Origin of the sequence: Nocardia sp. NPDC003269, from assembly GCF_042888005.1 — a bacterium.
Lineage (GTDB): Bacteria > Actinomycetota > Actinomycetes > Mycobacteriales > Mycobacteriaceae > Nocardia.
Genome location: NZ_JBIAPA010000001.1, coordinates 2,120,966 through 2,136,129 on the forward strand (window position 1 = coordinate 2,120,966; position 15,164 = coordinate 2,136,129).

The window sequence follows — 15,164 nt, forward strand, 5'->3', positions numbered from 1 at the left end:
CCGGACCACACGGTCTGCAATTCGCCGAATATACGCTGGCACATCGCGACCGCCACGCGGAGCGTGCCCCTCTCAGTACGTTCTCAGTCGTTCACGGCAAACTGGGCACATGCGCATTCTGGTAGTCGACGACGATCGCGCGGTGCGGGAATCACTGCGCCGGTCGCTGAGCTTCAACGGCTACACCGTCGACCTGGCGGTGGATGGCATGGACGCGTTGGAGAAAGTCACCGCGGCCAGGCCCGATGCCCTGGTTCTCGATGTGATGATGCCCAGGCTGGACGGCCTCGAAGTGTGCCGCCGCCTGCGCAGCACCGGCGATGATCTGCCGATTCTGGTATTGACCGCCCGGGATTCGGTCTCCGAACGAGTCGCGGGCCTCGACGCGGGCGCCGACGATTATTTGCCGAAGCCTTTCGCGTTGGAGGAATTGCTGGCGCGTTTGCGCGCGTTGCTGCGCAGGCGCGCACCCGACCCGGGCGAGGCGTCGGAAGCGATGGTGTTCGCTGATCTGTCGCTGGATCCGGTGACCCGGGAGGTCTCGCGCGGCGATCGCGCCATCAGCCTCACCCGAACCGAGTTCTCGTTGCTCGAGATGTTGATGGCCAATCCGCGTCGCGTGCTCACCCGCGGCCGCATCCTCGAAGAGGTCTGGGGCTACGACTTTCCCACCTCGGGAAATGCGCTGGAGGTCTACATCGGCTATTTGCGGCGCAAGACCGAGGCCGACGGCGAGGAACGCTTGATCCACACGGTGCGCGGCGTCGGGTACGTGCTGCGCGAGACCCCTCCGTAGGCGGCCGCGATGGCATCCAAGGAACCCGCCGTCGCCGTGCTGCGGCGCCCGCCGGACGCGGGGGAGATGCGCCCACCGATGCCGCTGACGCGCTCGGTGTCGCTGCGCTGGCGGGTGACCCTGCTTGCCGCGTCGGTGGTGCTCATCGCCGTCGCGGTCACCTCCATCGCCGCCTACGCGATGGTGGCCCGCGCGCTGTACGCCGACGTCGACGCCCAGCTCGAGGCCAGGGCGGCGACGATGATCAACAACAACTTCGAGACGCTCGGCTTCCAGTCGATCGTGCTGGCCGGGTTGTTCTCCAACGATGTCGGCGTCGCGCTGATCTACGCCGACCACAAGCCGTACATGCCGCCGCAGCAGACGATTCCGCCGGTCGGCGCGCAGGAGCTCGCCGTCGCCGACGGCAAGATCAACTCGTCGCTGCGCACCGTCGGTGACCAGCGGGTGCTCGCCGCGCGCACGCACAGCGGCGCGACGCTGATCATCTCGCAGAAGCTCTACCGCACCCGTGAGGTGCTCGATCGGCTGGCCTGGCTGCTGTTCGTGGTCGGCGCCTGTGGCGTCGTGCTCGCGGCCGCGGCGGGCACCGCGGTGGGCCGTACCGGCCTGCGCCCGATCGCCCGGCTGACCGCCGCGACCGAGCGGGTCGCCCGCACCGACGACCTCACCCCGATCCCGGTCACCGGTGACGACGAACTGGCCAGGCTCACCGAGAGTTTCAACACGATGCTGCGGGCGCTGGCCGAATCCCGCGACCGCCAGCGCAGGCTCGTCGCCGACGCGGGCCACGAACTGCGCACCCCGCTGACCTCGCTGCGCACCAATATGGAGCTGCTCATCGCCTCGGGCAGGCCGGGCGCGCCGCAGCTGCCCGACGAGGACATGGCCGAGCTGCGCGCCGACGTGGTCGCCCAGATCGAGGAGCTGTCGACGCTGGTCGGCGACCTGGTCGACCTGGCCCGCGAGGACGCGCCCGAAACCGTCTACGAGCGGGTGGATCTCGGCGAGGTGGCCGAGCGCGCGCTCGAGCGTGCGCGGCGCAGGCGCACCGGCATCACCTTCACCGCCGAACTGCGCCCGTGGTTCGTCTACGGGCACGAGGCGGGCCTGGAACGCGCGGTGCTCAACGTGCTCGACAACGCCGCCAAGTGGAGTCCCGGCGACGCCGAGGTCAGGATCACCATGCGCCCGGCCGGGCCCGGCCTGCTCGAGCTGGTGGTCGCCGATGCCGGTCCCGGCATCCCCAGCGATGAACGGGAGCTGGTGTTCGAGCGCTTCTACCGGACCACGGCCTCGCGGTCGATGCCGGGTTCCGGGCTCGGGCTCGCGATCGTCAAGCAGGTGGTGACCAAGCACGGTGGCACGATCGCGATCGACACCTCCGACCGTGGCGGCGCCCTGGTCCGGATCGTGTTGCCCGGTGAGGCACCGGCGGTTCCGGACGACTCCGAGCCCGGCTCGATCTGATCGGCCGCGGAGTCTCGGCGAACTGACGGGACGATCTCAGCCGCCTCTCAGTACCCGTCACGAAGCTGGTAGGCAAGCGTGAGGAGACAGACACCATGACCGACGATCCCCAGCAGCGACCTGCTGACCAGCCCGCCGACTCCGGACCGGGCAGCGCGGATCATCCCGCCGGGGCGCCGTTCCCCGGTCCGGGTCCGGCCTCGGGCCAGTTGCCCGCCGCCGGTGCCGCCCAACCCTTCGGTGGGGTGCCGCACCCCGGTCAGCCGGGCCCGTTCCCCGGGGCACAGCCGGGCGGCCAGCCCGCGGGCCCGGTGCCACCCCACGCCCCTGAGCAGCCGTACGGCGCCGCGTCCTCCCACAGCGCCGAGCAGCCGTACGGCTCGCCGCAGCACTACGGCACCGCGGATTCCTATGGCACGGCGCCACTGCCCGGCGTGTCCGCTTACGGCGTGTCGCGCGGTCAGCAGGTTCCGCCCGCCTTCGGGGGACAGCCCGGCGGGGTCGTCGCGCCGCCGCGGAAGCCGCTGCGGCTCGGTCTGGTGGCGGGAGCCACGGCGCTGGCGCTGGTCAGCGGCGGTATCGGTGGTGTCGTCGGCGTGCTGGCGACCGGTTCCGAGTCCGTCCCGGTGACCAACGCGCTCGACGCGCCCAAGCCCGCGGTCAACAACGTCGCCAACGCCCCGGCCGGGTCGACCCAGGCGGTTGCCCAGCGGGTGCTGCCCAGCGTCGTGATGATCAAGGTGGCCGGTGCGCGCGCCTCCGGCGAGGGCTCCGGGGTCGTGCTGTCCACCGACGGCCTGATCCTCACCAACAATCACGTCGCCGCCGGCGCGGGCGCCTCGGCGAAGATGGAAGTGGTGTTCAGCGACGGCAGCACCGCGCCGGCCACCATGATCGGCGCCGATCCGGTCTCGGACCTGGCCGTCATCAAGGTCAGCGGCAAGAGCGGGCTCACCCCGATCGAACTCGGCACCTCCGACGGGCTCGCGGTGGGGCAGCCGGTGATCGCGATCGGCTCGCCGCTCGGCCTGGCGGGCACCGTCACCACCGGCATCGTCTCCGCGCTCAACCGCCCGGTCTCGACCAGCGGTGAGGGCACCCCCAGCCAGGTCAACCCGGTGATCGACGCGATCCAGACCGACGCGGCGATCAACCCCGGCAACTCCGGCGGCGCGCTGGTCGACGGCCAGGGCAAGCTGATCGGCATCAACACCGCCATCGCCAGCCTCGGCGGCGAGGCCGCGGGCGGCGCGCAGAGCGGATCGATCGGCCTCGGCTTCGCCATCCCGGTGGATCAGGCCCGCCGGGTCGCCGACGAACTGATCAAGACCGGCCACGCCACCTACGCCCAGATCGGCATCAAGCTGCGGCCGCAGGACACCGCGGCCCGGGTACTCGAGGTCACCCCGGACGGGCCCGCGGCGAAGGCGGGCGTGCCCGCCGGCGCGGTCGTCACCCGGCTCGACGACCGGCCGATCGACTCCGGCGACGCGCTGATCGCGGCGGTCCGCTCGCATCAGCCGGGCGACAAGGTGAAGCTCACCTACACCGACGAGCAGGGCGGCAATGCCAAGACGGTCGAGGTCACCCTCACCGGCGCCGCGGCGGAGGGCGGCCGATGATGCGTTCGAGCGCGGCGCTGTCGTGTGTAGGCGCTACGGTGATGAGCATGGACATCGATGCTCCCGTGGCAGGGCGTGCACTGGTTGTTGTCGTCGACGATCGGACGGCGCATGGCGGCGTGGATTCGTTCGGCCCGCTCGTCACCGAACTGCTCAGCGAGGCGGGCTTCCTCGTCGACGCCTCGGTGACGGTGCAGGCCGAGGAGGTCGAGATCCGCAACGCGCTCAACACCGCGGTGATCGGCGGCGTCGATCTGGTGATCTCGGTCGGCGGCACCGGCATGTCGCCCCGCGACATCACTCCCGAGGCCACCGTGCAGGTGCTCGACCGGGAACTGCCCGGCATCACCGAGGCGCTGCGGGCCTCGGGCCGGGTGGCCGGCTCGCTGGACGCGGGTCTGTCGCGCGGCGTCGCGGGCATCTCCGGCAGCACCCTGGTGGTGAACCTGCCGGGCACCCGCTCCGCCATCCGCGACGGCATGGCCACGCTGGGCCCGCTCGCGAGCCGGGTGATCGATGAGCTCTCCGGATTGGACGAGTGACGGCGATGACGTCGTCGGACAGCACGTCGCCGGGGGACCAGGAGGCCGTCCGGCGCAAGGCCGCCGAGGCCGCGCGCCTGGCCCGTATTTTCGGCGACGTGCTGCCCGAAACCACCGGCGACGAGCGCGGGGGGCGCTCGGATAACGACGAATGGTTACGTTCGCAGGTGCCACCGCACCACGGGTGACCTTACCGTTATCTACGTAGCCGCTACGTAATAGGCACTCACCGAAATGCCGTTTCGGGTGTGATTGCGAACGGGTGACAATTCCTCGGGACCACGCGAAAGCGTGGTCCTTTGTCGTATAAGTGTTCGAAACTCGCCAGTAACCACTTCCGGTTCAGTCCCGTTGACGCCGCTGATCTCCGATGCATTTATGCACGTCAAAGCATGTGGCGATGTGCGCACCTGTGCTTGGGGTCACATTGAAATTTACGAACTCTTTCGTTGCCGGAACGGCTGCACAGCGTTTAATGTTCGCCATCGAGCCATCAACTATTGGCCCCCGCAGTACCCCGCTTCTGTGTGTTGAACCACCCGGTGGAACCCTGGCTCGGGTTCGCCACACCGGCCCCGTCCGTATCGTCGAAATAACAGTTGGTTACGTAACGGCAACAAAGGGGCGACACACTGAGCTGGGCCTGTGAGGTCCACCCGTCCGGTCTCGAAAGTCGAGACCGGCTGTTAGACACTGATGAGGGGAAGTATGAGCGAGAACCGCACCACCGGTGTGCGCCGCGGCGCCCGTGCCGCGGGCGTCGGCGCTGCCGCGGCCGCCGTGGCTTTCGGCCTGCTGTCGACCGGTGCCGCCAACGCCGACACCTTCGTGCCGTTGCCGGACGGCCAGAAGGTGAGCCCTGCCGGCGTGACCATCACCCGCACGGGTGAGCACGCTTTGATCTCGCCGTCGCTGGCCGCCAACGGCGCGGGTCGCGTCGTCTGGGTCTCCGGCACCGCGCTGGCCGAGGTCGCCGACACCCCCGAGGGCGAGGTCGGCCCCTGGAACGGCCCGTCCGGCCGCCCCGGTTCCAACAACTCCTCCACCCACGGCACCTCCCAGCTGAACACCGGCTACATCGTCGGTTGCCAGGTGAGCATCGCCGACGACGCGATCGGCGCCGGCGTCTCCGGCGGTCTGAGCACCGGTGGCGTGAGCGCCGGCGGCTCGATCGGCGTCAACCTGGGCCCGGGCGAGGTCAAGTTCGTGCAGATCAGCTCGAAGGACATCCAGAAGGCCGGCACCTACGCGATCGATTACCAGGACGCGGAGATCGAGATCCAGGGCTGCGCCGGCTACGCGCAGGCCCGGGCGTACACCGTGGTCGAGATCATCGGTGACAACTACTCGAAGACCACCCTGTACGGCATGCCGTTCAGCATCGGCTGACGTCTTTCGAACCGGCCCGAATCTTCTTCTCGCTGCGGCGAACTCAATCTCGAGGGACAATTCCTATGATCAACCGTAAGTTCATGGCGCGGATGGCGGGCGTCAGCGCCGCGGCCACCGTGGCCGTCGGCCTGTTCTCGACGGGCGCGGCCAACGCCGACACCTTCGTTCCCCTGCCGGGTGGCCACATCACCAAGACCCTGTCCGACGGCACCGTCGTCGAGATCAGCCTGGTGGGCGAGTCGGCCAACATCAGCCCGTCGATGGGCTCCACCCCGGTGCACCGCAACGCGTGGGTCTCCGGTAGCGCGCAGGTCACCGTCTCCGACGGCGGCTCGGGCAAGATCTTCCCGGGTTACACCGTGGGTTGCCAGGTCAACATCGCCGGCGGCGGTGTCTCCGGTGACGCGACGGTCGAAAGCGACTGGGAGGGCAACGCTTCCGGTGGCGTCGGCACCGGCGGCGAGCTCTCGCTCGGCCCCGGCCAGTCGAAGTCGTTCTACATTCTCGACATCGAGAAGGCCGACGACTACGGCTCGGAGTCGCACGGCAAGTCGAACAAGTTCAAGAACGGCGCCGGCTCGGTGACCTGGTCGGATTCGACCATCGGTCTGTCCGGCTGCGGCGGCTACGCGCAGGCTCGTGCCTTCGTGAGCGTCGAGGTCGAGACCGACAACGTCATCAGCTGGGTGACCCTGTGGGGCCAGCCGTTCAGCCTGGGCTGATCTGTTCGATCCCGAACGCTCAACGGGCCGGTCGCAATTGCGACCGGCCCGTTTTGTTGTGCCGATAAGTTTGTGGCGCTGGACATTGGCCGGTCGCCTCATTATGTTTGTGGCGAAATTTGCTTTTCAGCTTCTCGATACACCTCCCGGCTGGGCGAGTCCGCCCTGTTGCCAGCGACGCGGTCCGCGGACCCGTCTGGGCTGGGTCCGGGCGCAGCACAGATATCGACCTCGACGGTCGAGGTCGATTTTGCGTACACCTCGAGGGGAAGTATGAGCGAGAACCGCACCAACCGCGTGCGTCGCGGCGCCTTCGGCGCCGGTGCCGCAGTGGCCGTGACGATCGGCCTGTTGTCGGCCGGTGCTGCCAACGCGGATACCTTCGTTCCGTTGCCGGACGGTCAGAAGAACGGTCCCGGCGTCACCGTCAGCCGCACCGGCGAGAGCGCGATCGTGTCGCCGTCGCTGGCCGCCAACGGTGCGGGTCGCGTCGTCTGGGTTTCGGGCAACGCGCGCGCCGATGTGCAGGTCACCCCGGAGGGCGAGGTGGGTCCGTGGAACGGCCCGTCCAACCGTCCCGGTTCCAACAATTCGTCGACCCACGGTGCGTCGCAACTGAGTACGGGCTACATCGTCGGCTGCCAGGTGAGCATCGGCGACGACGCGATCGGGGGCCAGGTCGGTGTCGGTCTGGACACCAACGGCCCGATCGGTGAGGGCTCCATCGGCCTGGATCTCGGTCCCGGTGAGGTGGCCTTCGCCCAGATCAGTTCCAAGGACATTCTGAAGCCGGGCGTCTACTCGGTGGAATACCAGGACGCCGAGATCCAGGTCCAGGGGTGCGCGGGCTATGCCCAGGCCCGGTCGTACACGGTGGTCGAGATCATCGGTGACCACTACTCGAAGACCACCCTGTACGGCATGCCCTTCAGCATCGGCTGATCGCGGCCGAGTCGACGAAATTCTCGCTAGCTCACACGAATTCACCCTCGAGGGGTCAACAGTGATGATCAATGTTGGAAGCATGGCGCGCGCGGCCGGTATCACCGCCGCGGCGACCGTGGCATTGGGCTTGTTCTCCACCGGTGCGGCACACGCCGACACCTTCGTTCCACTGCCGGGCGGGCATATCAGCAAGACCCTGTCCGACGGCACCGTCGTCGACATCAGCATGGTCGGGGAGTCCGCGAACATCAATCCCTCGATGGGATCGACGCCGGCGCACCGGAATGCCTGGGTGTCGGGCAGCGCACAGGTGTCGGTGTCCGGCGGTGGCGGCGGCAAGATCTTCCCCGGCTACACCGTCGGCTGCCAGGTCAATATCGAGGGCGGCGGCCCGCGGGCCGAAGGCGGGTTCGACTCCGAGGGCGCGGTGGGCCTCGGTGGCGGAGCGCTCTCGCTCGGCCCCGGCCAGTCCAAGTCGTTCTACGTTCTCGACCTGGAGATGCCCGACGACTACGGCGACGAGTCCCACAAGACCCGCAATGCCTTCAAGAACGGCAGCGGCTCGGTGACCTGGGCCGACGAAACCATCGGCCTGTCCGGCTGTGGTGGCTACGCCCAGGCGCGCTCGTTCGTGAGCGTCGAGGTGGAGACCGACAATGTGATCAGCTGGGTCACGCTCTGGGGCCAGCCCTTCAGCCTCGGCTGACGGTTCGGTACGCAGCGATCGGGGCTGGTCCCGGAACGCGAGTTCCCTGGACCAGCCCCGATTTTCGAACTCAGCGGGTGTGGTCGCCGTTGCCCCGCGACGGCTCCGGCAGGATGCCGTGCTTGCCGTTGGAGGTGTTGCCCTGCTCGGCGAGCAGGTCGCGGATCTGGACCAGCACCTCGTTGTCGGTGAGGTCGTCCTCGATGCCCATCCGCTTCTTGGCCAGGGTGGACGGCAGCACCAGGACGAAGTACAGGATCGCCGCGATGAGCAGGAAGTTGATGCCCGCCGTGATGATCGGTCCCACTTCGACGAAAGTGGCCGGTTTGCCGGCGACGAGCTGGAAACCGAGACCCAGCTCGTTGCTGCCGCCGAAGACCGCCAGCAAGGGATTGATGATTCCGTCGGTGAACGCGGTGACGATCGCGACGAAGGCCGTGCCGATCACGACGGCGACCGCCAGGTCGACTACGTTGCCGCGGAGCAGGAAATCCTTGAAACCTTTGAGCATTGCCGATGTCTCCTTCGTGCAGGAGCCGGCCCCAGGCGCTGCGCTCCGTGTCGAATGCTGCGAACGGTCGTGCTGGTTCCTGTGTGATGCTAACGAGAGTTGCGGCAAATTTCTCGCGAACTGCGTCCGGGTGCGTCCGGCGCCACCGCCGCGCCGTCAATGGAAGACCACTGTCAGCGCCGTGCGCAACGAGGCGCCCGCGACGGCCGTGGCGTATTCGGCGTCCAGCGCGACCAGGACCACCCGTTCCGCCCCGGAGCGCCGCTCACCGGTCGCGGTGACCAGAACGACGGCGGCGTCGGTGGCGAGGGTGCGCGCCGGCTTGCTCGCGCCGGGGCCGCCCGCGTCCTCGACCCCGACGACATCGACCCGGTCACCCGCGCGCAACACCTCGGCCACCGCGGGATCGGCCAGCCGGATCGGCACGATCCGGGCCTCGGGACTGCCCGCGGCGGCCGCCGCCAGCCGGGGGCCGACCACGCGCAGATCGGTGAAGGCTTCCCCGGCGCGCATCGCGCCGGTGAGCGTCGCGCCGAGCAGGACGGCGGGGTCGGTGACGGAACCCGAAGGCAGCGAACGGGATTCGTGCCGATCGACGCGCAGGTCGTCGGCGGTGAGCAGCCTGCCGGGGGCCAGCTCGCGGGCGGCGACGACGACGTCGTCGCGGGTGGTGCCTGGATCGCCACGGACGAACAGCGCCAGCGCGACCAGTGCGAGCACGGCGGCCGCGATACGGCGGGCGAGCAGTGTGTCGGCCCAGGCCGGGCGGTTACCGAGGGCGAAGCGCCAGGAACTGCCACGTCCCAGATCGGCAAGACTGCGAGTCATGCCCGAAGCCTAGGAGCGTGGCAGCGGGGATCAGCCGGTGAAAGTCCTGGTTGTGGACAACTCGGGGGCTGTGGACAAACCGGCGGGGATCAGCTCGCGGCGGCGGGCGTCGAGCTCGTGGTCGACGTCGAGGTGGAGCTGCTGCCGTTGCTGCCGCTGTCCGAGGAGGAGGACTTCGCGGGCTCGCTCGCGGTGGACGCGCCGCCCCGGCTGTCGGTGCGGTAGAAACCGCTGCCCTTGAACACGATGCCCACCGAGTTGAACAGCTTCCGCAGCTTCCCGGAACACTGCGGGCACTCCGTCAGTGTGTCGTCGGAGAAGGACTGAACGATGTCGAAGCGGTTGTCACACTCGGTGCACGCGTATGAATAAGTTGGCACAGGATCCTCCGCAAGTCTCGTCGATCTAGCACTCTACCGCCGACACTGCCAACGTCGGAAATCGCCGTTTCATTCCGGCCGAACGGGCCGGTCACCGCCGAGTTCACGCAGGCCACCGCCGGGCGTCAGTGCCCACCCCATTCGCCGGTCGTGCGGTTCCTCCGGCAGCCGGTCGACGAGTTCATTATCCCGGACGACGGCGATCAGGCGAGTGCTGATCCCGGCGGCGCCCAGCGTGCGGTCGTAGTACCCGGCCCCGCGCCCCAGCCGGACGCCACGGCGGTCCACCGCGAGCGCGGGCACCAGGATCGTCGCCGCGGTAGCCACGGTGGCCGGCGGCAGCGTCGCCGTGGTCGGTTCGAGCAGGCCGAAGCGGGCCTTGCGCAGCGAATCGGGGCCCTCGTAGCGCGCCCAGCTCAGGGGCCCCCGCTCCCCGGTCACCGGCAGCAACACCGTGGCGTCGCGCACACGCAGCGCGTCGAGCATGCGCAGATCGCCGGGCTCGCCGCGGATCGGGACATACGCGCAGACGACGTCATCGGCCCCGGCCAGCGGGCCGATCGCGGCGGCGAGCGCCGCGGCCTCGCGCGCGTGCTCGGCGGCCCCGACCTGCGCGCGTTCGGCGAGGATGTGGCTGCGCCACGCATATTTGGTGCGCTCACCGGGCATCTCCACAGCGACCACCCTAAGCTCTTGCCGACGCCGGATCGTCGCGACGGGCGATCGGACGGCACGCTGAATGGATAGGGTATGCGCATGACAGACAAGACTTCCGGTTTCCGCACTGCGGTGGTACCCGCGGCCGGACTCGGAACGCGGTTTCTGCCTGCCACCAAGACGGTGCCCAAGGAATTGCTGCCGGTGGTCGACACCCCCGGCATCGAGCTCGTCGCCGCCGAGGCCGCCGATTCCGGCGCCGAGCGGCTGGTGATCGTGACCTCGCCGGGCAAGGACGGCGTCGTCGCCCATTTCGTCGAGGATCTGGTGCTGGAGAGCACCCTGGCCGAGCGCGGCAAGTTCGCGCTGCTGGAGAAGGTCCGCAAGGCGCCCGGCCTGCTCGACGTGACCTCGGTCGTGCAGGAGGAGCCGCTGGGTCTCGGCCACGCGGTGGCCCAGGCCGAGGCGGCGCTCGACGACGACGAGGACGCCATCGCCGTGCTGCTGCCCGACGACCTGGTGCTGCCGTGCGGCGTGCTCGAGACCATGAGCCGGGTGCGCCGGGAGCGCGGCGGCTCGGTGCTGTGCGCCATCGACGTGCCGAAGTCGCAGGTCAGCGCGTACGGCGTCTTCGACGTCGAGGAGCTGACCGAGGGCGCCGAGGCCGACGTGCTGCGGGTCAAGGGCATGGTCGAGAAGCCCGAGCTGGCCGACGCGCCCTCGACCCTGGCCGCGGCCGGCCGCTACCTGCTCGACCGGGTGATCTTCGACGCACTGCGCCGGATCGAGCCGGGCGCGGGCGGGGAACTGCAGATCACCGACGCGATCGCCCTGCTGATCGCGGAGGGACACCCGGTCCATGTGGTCGTCCACCGTGGGTCGCGCCACGATTTGGGTAACCCGGGCGGCTATCTTCGAGCTGCCGTCGATTTCGCCCTCGAGCGGGAGGAATACGGCCCGCAATTGCGTGAGTGGCTGAAGTTCCGGCTCAGCCCGGAGTGGGATCCCAACTCCCCGAACGCGTAAGCGCGGCAAGCGATGGACACATAGACACAGGAGCTCGATGCGCTCGGTTGAGGATCAGCTGATCAAGGTCACCGCGGCCGCGGTCGCACCCAGGCCGGTCCGGGTCGCGATATCCGAGGCCCAGGGTCTGCTGTGCGCGGAGGACGTCGTCACCGAACGGCCGCTGCCCGGCTTCGATCAGGCCGCCATCGACGGATACGCGGTGCGCAGCGTCGACGTCTCCGCCGCCGGCACCGACGTGCGCGACGAAGAGGGCGAACTGATCGACCTCACCCTGCCGGTGGTCGGCGAGGTGGTCGCCGGTTCGCGCCAGCCCATCCGGCTGCAGCCGCGCCAGACCGTGCGTGTCGACACCGGCGCTCCGCTGCCGACGCTGGCCGACGCGGTGCTGCCGCTGGACTTCACCGACGGCGGCCGGGCCAGGATCAAGGTCTTCGAGCCGGTCCGCTCGGGCGACTACGTCCGCCGCATCGGCGACGACGTGCAGCCCGGCGACGTGGCCGTGCGCGCGGGCACCATCATCGGCGCCGCCCAGGTGGGCCTGCTGGCCGCGGTCGGGCAGGACAAGGTGCTGGTGCATCCGCGTCCGCGCCTGTCGGTGATCTCCATCGGCGGCGAGCTGATCGATATCGATCGCACGCCCGGCCCCGGTCAGGTCTACGACGTGAACTCCTACGCGCTGGCCGCGGCCGCGCGCGACGCGGGCGCCGACGTCAACCGGGTCGGCATCGTCAGCGCCGATCCGCGCAGGCTGCGCGATGTGGTCGAGGGTCAGCTGGTGCGCTCGGAGGTCGTGGTGATCGCCGGCGCGGTCGGCGGCTGGGCGTCCGAGCAGGTGCGCGAGGCGCTGGACGGGCTCGGTGAGCTCGAGGTGGACCGGGTGGCCATGCATCCGGGCTCGGTGCAGGGTTTCGGCAGGCTCGGTCGCGACGAGGTGCCGACCTTCCTGCTGCCGTCGAATCCGGTGAGCGCGCTGGTGGTCTTCGAGGTGATGGTGCGTCCGCTGATCCGGATCGCGCTGGGCCGCAGGCAGCCGATGCGCCGGATCGTCAACGCCCGCACCATCACTCCGATCACCTCGATGCCCGGTCGCAAGGGCTATCTGCGCGCGCAGCTGCTGCGTGACGAGGCCACCGGTGACTATCTGGTGCAGCCGCTGGGCAACGGCAACGGCGGGTCGTCGCATCTGCTGGCGACGCTGGCCGAGGCCAACAGCCTCATCGTGGTGGAGCCCGACGACACCGATTTCCGCACCGGTGACGAAGTGCGGGTGGCTTTCCTGGCGCAGCGCGGCTGATCAGTGGACTCGATGAACGTATTCCGGGCAGGTCAGCATCCCGGATGGCCCGCCCGGCTCGGTCCGGTGATCGTCGCGGGTGGCCAGGTGACATTGCGCCCGGTGCGTTTCCGTGACGCCGCGGCGTGGAGCCGGATCCGGTTGCGCGATCGCGACCATCTCGAGCGCTGGGAGCCGACCGGGCGCGGCAGCTGGGAGGCGCGCAATCACGCGTCCAACTGGCCGTCGCTGTGGACGAGCCTCAAGGCCGAGGCCAGGCGGGGCGCGATGATCCCGCTGGTCATCGAGGTCAACGGGCAGTTCAGCGGACAGCTGACGATCGGCAATATCGTGCGCGGCGCGCTGCGCTCGGCCTGGATCGGCTACTGGGTGGCCAAGGATCTCGGCGGCCAGGGTGTCGCCACGGCCGCGCTCGCGCTAGGGCTGGACCACTGCTTCGGGCCGGTCGGCCTGCACCGGGTGGAGGCCACGGTGCGGCCGGAGAACCTGCCCAGCCAGGCGGTCCTGCGCAATGTCGGGTTCCGCGAAGAGGGTTTGCTGCGCCGCTATCTCGATGTGGACGGCGAATGGCGGGATCATCTGCTGGTGGGCTTGACGGTCGAAGAAGTTATGGGCACCGTCGTCGATCGCCTGGTCAGAGAGGGTCGAGCGGCGCTGCCGTGAAATTTCTGTTACTCATGTGGCAGGTGTGCACGGCGCGCCTGCCGCGAGGGCAGGCGTGTCCGAATTAACCTACGGACGTCGGTAGTGCGTCCAACTATGGATAAACGCGCAGGCGGGGACGGGAGGTGATGACCGCGATGCCGAATTCGATCCTGTGGATCGGACTTGTGGTGCTGTGGGTCTTCGTCCTGTTCCCGATCCTGGCGGACCGGCATCCCCGGATCCGCCGCACCACCGATGCCGCACTCGCCACGCGTGTGCTGCACCGTGGCGGGGCCGAACGACGGATTCGCATCGGGGCTGCGGGCGGTCACGAGACCGACCCCGACTACCGCCCCCGTGTGCTGACCAAGCGCCCCCACCGTACTGATTCGGAGGATCGGATGACGACACCGGCCGACGAGCCCGTCACCGAAGCTGACGACGAGTTGCTCACCCCCACACCGGAACTCGAGGCCGCGGCCGACGCCGAGGCCGAGCCCGGCGACGCCGCGACCGGCGACGAGCCCGGAGCCGCCACCGAGGCAGCCGATTCCGCACCTCCCGCGATCGATGACGCTGCGGCGGAATCGGATCCGGAGGACGAGGCCGCCGCGGACGACGACGATGCCGCCGCCGACCCGCCGGTCGCCGCGCGTATCCCACCCGCGCCGCCCGCCCGGCTCGATGACATCGCCGAGGACACCGCCGAGCCGGCCGACGACGACGAGGACTTCGTCCCGAACCGGCGCGGCCGCGGCGGTTACGACCCCGAGGCCGACGCCATCGCCCGCGCCGCCCGCTACAGCTTCCGGCAGCGCGCCGTGCTCGGGCTGATCATCGCGACCATCCTGTTCGCCGCGTTCGGCCTGCTGCTGAACTCGATGTTCTGGTGGGCGTGCGGGCTGTCCACGGCCGTGCTGGTGGGCTATCTGGCCTACCTGCGCAAGCAGGTCCACGTGGAGGAGGAGATCCGCCGCAGGCGCGCGGCCCGCCTCACCCGGGGCAAGCGCCACGAGGACGCCGCCACCCCCGAGGCGGCGACGACCCGGCGCACCATGGACCGCGACACCGCGCGGGCCCTGCGCCGCCGTTCCACCCTGCTCGACACCGACGACGAGGACCCGATGTTCGAGCACCTGGAAACCTTCGATCCGGCCACCGCACGCGCCCTCCGCACCCGGGTCGAAGACCTCGGGCGCGCCGTCGGCGAATAACTGGTCGAACCACGCAGAACAGCAGGTCAGAGTACCGATTCGGTATCTGGGCGCAACGCCTGATACAGTGTCACAGCGCGGTTCGCCAGAGCCGCACGGGGCTATAGCGCAGTTGGTAGCGCGTCTCGTTCGCATCGAGAAGGTCAGGGGTTCGATTCCCCTTAGCTCCACAACGAAGGGCCCGGTCGGCAGACCGGGCCCTTCTGCTTTTCCGGCGTCATCGACGTCTCTCGGCCGGGCTCGCGGTGCCCGGATCCTACGCGGCGGGTCCCGCGCGAACATGCCCATAAAAATATGGTTTGCACCGATGTTCGTGGGGTACTTCGTTTTTGTCGGCCGCTGAATAGCTACCGACGCGTATTCGAATGACTCGTTGTGCGTTCTGTCGATTCGAATGACTCGCGTTACATA

17 protein-coding genes and 1 tRNA gene are annotated in these 15,164 nt (G+C 69.2%); 14 read left to right on the top strand and 4 right to left on the bottom strand.

Features of this window, described 5'->3' with window-relative positions:
• Window positions 1-109: 109 nt before the first annotated feature.
• From ACFYWJ_RS09710 to ACFYWJ_RS09750, 9 genes are all read left to right on the top strand, one after another.
• Window positions 110-796, top strand: a complete 687-nt coding sequence (locus ACFYWJ_RS09710; RefSeq protein ID WP_355273484.1) for a response regulator transcription factor — start codon at window positions 110-112, stop codon at window positions 794-796.
• A gap of 9 nt (window positions 797-805) precedes the next feature.
• The gene (locus ACFYWJ_RS09715) at window positions 806-2,266 is read left to right on the top strand and encodes a HAMP domain-containing sensor histidine kinase (RefSeq protein WP_355273481.1); all 1,461 of its coding nucleotides are present in this window, start codon (window positions 806-808) and stop codon (window positions 2,264-2,266) included.
• Between the two features lie 95 nt (window positions 2,267-2,361).
• Window positions 2,362-3,888: a trypsin-like peptidase domain-containing protein gene (locus ACFYWJ_RS09720; RefSeq protein ID WP_355273478.1), complete on the top strand. Its 1,527-nt coding sequence runs from the start codon at window positions 2,362-2,364 to the stop codon at window positions 3,886-3,888.
• Window positions 3,888-4,430, top strand: coding sequence for a MogA/MoaB family molybdenum cofactor biosynthesis protein (locus ACFYWJ_RS09725; RefSeq protein WP_355274623.1), 543 nt, complete (start codon window positions 3,888-3,890; stop codon window positions 4,428-4,430). The genes ACFYWJ_RS09720 and ACFYWJ_RS09725 overlap by 1 nt, the downstream gene beginning before the upstream one ends.
• A 5-nt stretch (window positions 4,431-4,435) precedes the next feature.
• The gene (locus ACFYWJ_RS09730; RefSeq protein WP_355273476.1) at window positions 4,436-4,618 is read left to right on the top strand and encodes a hypothetical protein; all 183 of its coding nucleotides are present in this window, start codon (window positions 4,436-4,438) and stop codon (window positions 4,616-4,618) included.
• A gap of 520 nt (window positions 4,619-5,138) precedes the next feature.
• Window positions 5,139-5,819, top strand: coding sequence for an MspA family porin (locus ACFYWJ_RS09735; RefSeq protein WP_218721722.1), 681 nt, complete (start codon window positions 5,139-5,141; stop codon window positions 5,817-5,819).
• A gap of 65 nt (window positions 5,820-5,884) precedes the next feature.
• Window positions 5,885-6,544 carry an MspA family porin gene (locus tag ACFYWJ_RS09740; protein WP_355273474.1) on the top strand — a complete coding sequence of 220 codons (660 nt, stop codon included), beginning with the start codon at window positions 5,885-5,887 and terminating at the stop codon, window positions 6,542-6,544.
• Window positions 6,545-6,817: 273 nt separating this feature from the next.
• Complete coding sequence (locus tag ACFYWJ_RS09745; RefSeq protein ID WP_355273473.1) at window positions 6,818-7,486, top strand: MspA family porin; 669 nt, start codon at window positions 6,818-6,820, stop codon at window positions 7,484-7,486.
• A 64-nt stretch (window positions 7,487-7,550) separates the two neighbouring features.
• Complete coding sequence (locus ACFYWJ_RS09750; protein ID WP_355273470.1) at window positions 7,551-8,195, top strand: MspA family porin; 645 nt, start codon at window positions 7,551-7,553, stop codon at window positions 8,193-8,195.
• 70 nt (window positions 8,196-8,265) lie between these two features.
• Here the strand turns inward: ACFYWJ_RS09750 and mscL are convergent, their stop codons facing one another.
• The 4 genes from mscL to ACFYWJ_RS09770 form a co-directional block, all read right to left on the bottom strand.
• Entirely contained in the window at window positions 8,266-8,706 is a 441-nt protein-coding gene (mscL, locus tag ACFYWJ_RS09755; protein WP_355273467.1) for a large conductance mechanosensitive channel protein MscL, read from the bottom strand.
• A gap of 156 nt (window positions 8,707-8,862) precedes the next feature.
• Window positions 8,863-9,534 (bottom strand): SAF domain-containing protein, encoded by a 672-nt coding sequence (locus ACFYWJ_RS09760; RefSeq protein WP_355273465.1) that lies wholly within the window; start codon window positions 9,532-9,534, stop codon window positions 8,863-8,865.
• An 89-nt stretch (window positions 9,535-9,623) separates the two neighbouring features.
• Window positions 9,624-9,914: an FmdB family zinc ribbon protein gene (locus tag ACFYWJ_RS09765; protein WP_355273463.1), complete on the bottom strand. Its 291-nt coding sequence runs from the start codon at window positions 9,912-9,914 to the stop codon at window positions 9,624-9,626.
• 69 nt (window positions 9,915-9,983) lie between these two features.
• The gene (locus ACFYWJ_RS09770) at window positions 9,984-10,583 is read right to left on the bottom strand and encodes a 5-formyltetrahydrofolate cyclo-ligase (RefSeq protein ID WP_355274621.1); all 600 of its coding nucleotides are present in this window, start codon (window positions 10,581-10,583) and stop codon (window positions 9,984-9,986) included.
• Between the two features lie 87 nt (window positions 10,584-10,670).
• Between ACFYWJ_RS09770 and ACFYWJ_RS09775 the strand changes: the two genes are divergently transcribed.
• From ACFYWJ_RS09775 to ACFYWJ_RS09795, 5 genes are all read left to right on the top strand, one after another.
• Window positions 10,671-11,597: a UTP--glucose-1-phosphate uridylyltransferase gene (locus ACFYWJ_RS09775; RefSeq protein ID WP_355273461.1), complete on the top strand. Its 927-nt coding sequence runs from the start codon at window positions 10,671-10,673 to the stop codon at window positions 11,595-11,597.
• Between the two features lie 37 nt (window positions 11,598-11,634).
• Window positions 11,635-12,894 carry a gephyrin-like molybdotransferase Glp gene (glp, locus tag ACFYWJ_RS09780; protein ID WP_355273458.1) on the top strand — a complete coding sequence of 420 codons (1,260 nt, stop codon included), beginning with the start codon at window positions 11,635-11,637 and terminating at the stop codon, window positions 12,892-12,894.
• Between the two features lie 12 nt (window positions 12,895-12,906).
• Window positions 12,907-13,557 (top strand): GNAT family protein, encoded by a 651-nt coding sequence (locus ACFYWJ_RS09785; RefSeq protein ID WP_355273455.1) that lies wholly within the window; start codon window positions 12,907-12,909, stop codon window positions 13,555-13,557.
• Between the two features lie 137 nt (window positions 13,558-13,694).
• A complete protein-coding gene (glpR, locus tag ACFYWJ_RS09790; RefSeq protein ID WP_355273452.1) occupies window positions 13,695-14,753 on the top strand; it encodes a gephyrin-like molybdotransferase receptor GlpR in 1,059 nt (352 codons plus the stop codon).
• 97 nt (window positions 14,754-14,850) lie between these two features.
• Window positions 14,851-14,923 (top strand) — tRNA-Ala (locus ACFYWJ_RS09795).
• The last annotated feature ends 241 nt before the right edge of the window (window positions 14,924-15,164 follow it).

Excerpts from the sequence above, each read along its gene's own strand:
- ACFYWJ_RS09710 (WP_355273484.1), top strand. The coding sequence starts at position 110 with ATGCGCATTCTGGTAGTCGACGACGATCGCGCGGTGCGGGAATCACTG.
- ACFYWJ_RS09715 (WP_355273481.1), top strand. The coding sequence starts at position 806 with ATGGCATCCAAGGAACCCGCCGTCGCCGTGCTGCGGCGCCCGCCGGAC.
- ACFYWJ_RS09720 (WP_355273478.1), top strand. The coding sequence starts at position 2,362 with ATGACCGACGATCCCCAGCAGCGACCTGCTGACCAGCCCGCCGACTCC.
- ACFYWJ_RS09725 (WP_355274623.1), top strand. The coding sequence starts at position 3,888 with ATGCGTTCGAGCGCGGCGCTGTCGTGTGTAGGCGCTACGGTGATGAGC.
- ACFYWJ_RS09730 (WP_355273476.1), top strand. The coding sequence starts at position 4,436 with ATGACGTCGTCGGACAGCACGTCGCCGGGGGACCAGGAGGCCGTCCGG.
- ACFYWJ_RS09735 (WP_218721722.1), top strand. The coding sequence starts at position 5,139 with ATGAGCGAGAACCGCACCACCGGTGTGCGCCGCGGCGCCCGTGCCGCG.
- ACFYWJ_RS09740 (WP_355273474.1), top strand. The coding sequence starts at position 5,885 with ATGATCAACCGTAAGTTCATGGCGCGGATGGCGGGCGTCAGCGCCGCG.
- ACFYWJ_RS09745 (WP_355273473.1), top strand. The coding sequence starts at position 6,818 with ATGAGCGAGAACCGCACCAACCGCGTGCGTCGCGGCGCCTTCGGCGCC.
- ACFYWJ_RS09750 (WP_355273470.1), top strand. The coding sequence starts at position 7,551 with ATGATCAATGTTGGAAGCATGGCGCGCGCGGCCGGTATCACCGCCGCG.
- mscL (WP_355273467.1), bottom strand. The coding sequence starts at position 8,706 with ATGCTCAAAGGTTTCAAGGATTTCCTGCTCCGCGGCAACGTAGTCGAC.
- ACFYWJ_RS09760 (WP_355273465.1), bottom strand. The coding sequence starts at position 9,534 with ATGACTCGCAGTCTTGCCGATCTGGGACGTGGCAGTTCCTGGCGCTTC.
- ACFYWJ_RS09770 (WP_355274621.1), bottom strand. The coding sequence starts at position 10,583 with ATGCCCGGTGAGCGCACCAAATATGCGTGGCGCAGCCACATCCTCGCC.
- ACFYWJ_RS09775 (WP_355273461.1), top strand. The coding sequence starts at position 10,671 with ATGACAGACAAGACTTCCGGTTTCCGCACTGCGGTGGTACCCGCGGCC.
- glp (WP_355273458.1), top strand. The coding sequence starts at position 11,635 with ATGCGCTCGGTTGAGGATCAGCTGATCAAGGTCACCGCGGCCGCGGTC.
- ACFYWJ_RS09785 (WP_355273455.1), top strand. The coding sequence starts at position 12,907 with ATGAACGTATTCCGGGCAGGTCAGCATCCCGGATGGCCCGCCCGGCTC.
- glpR (WP_355273452.1), top strand. The coding sequence starts at position 13,695 with ATGCCGAATTCGATCCTGTGGATCGGACTTGTGGTGCTGTGGGTCTTC.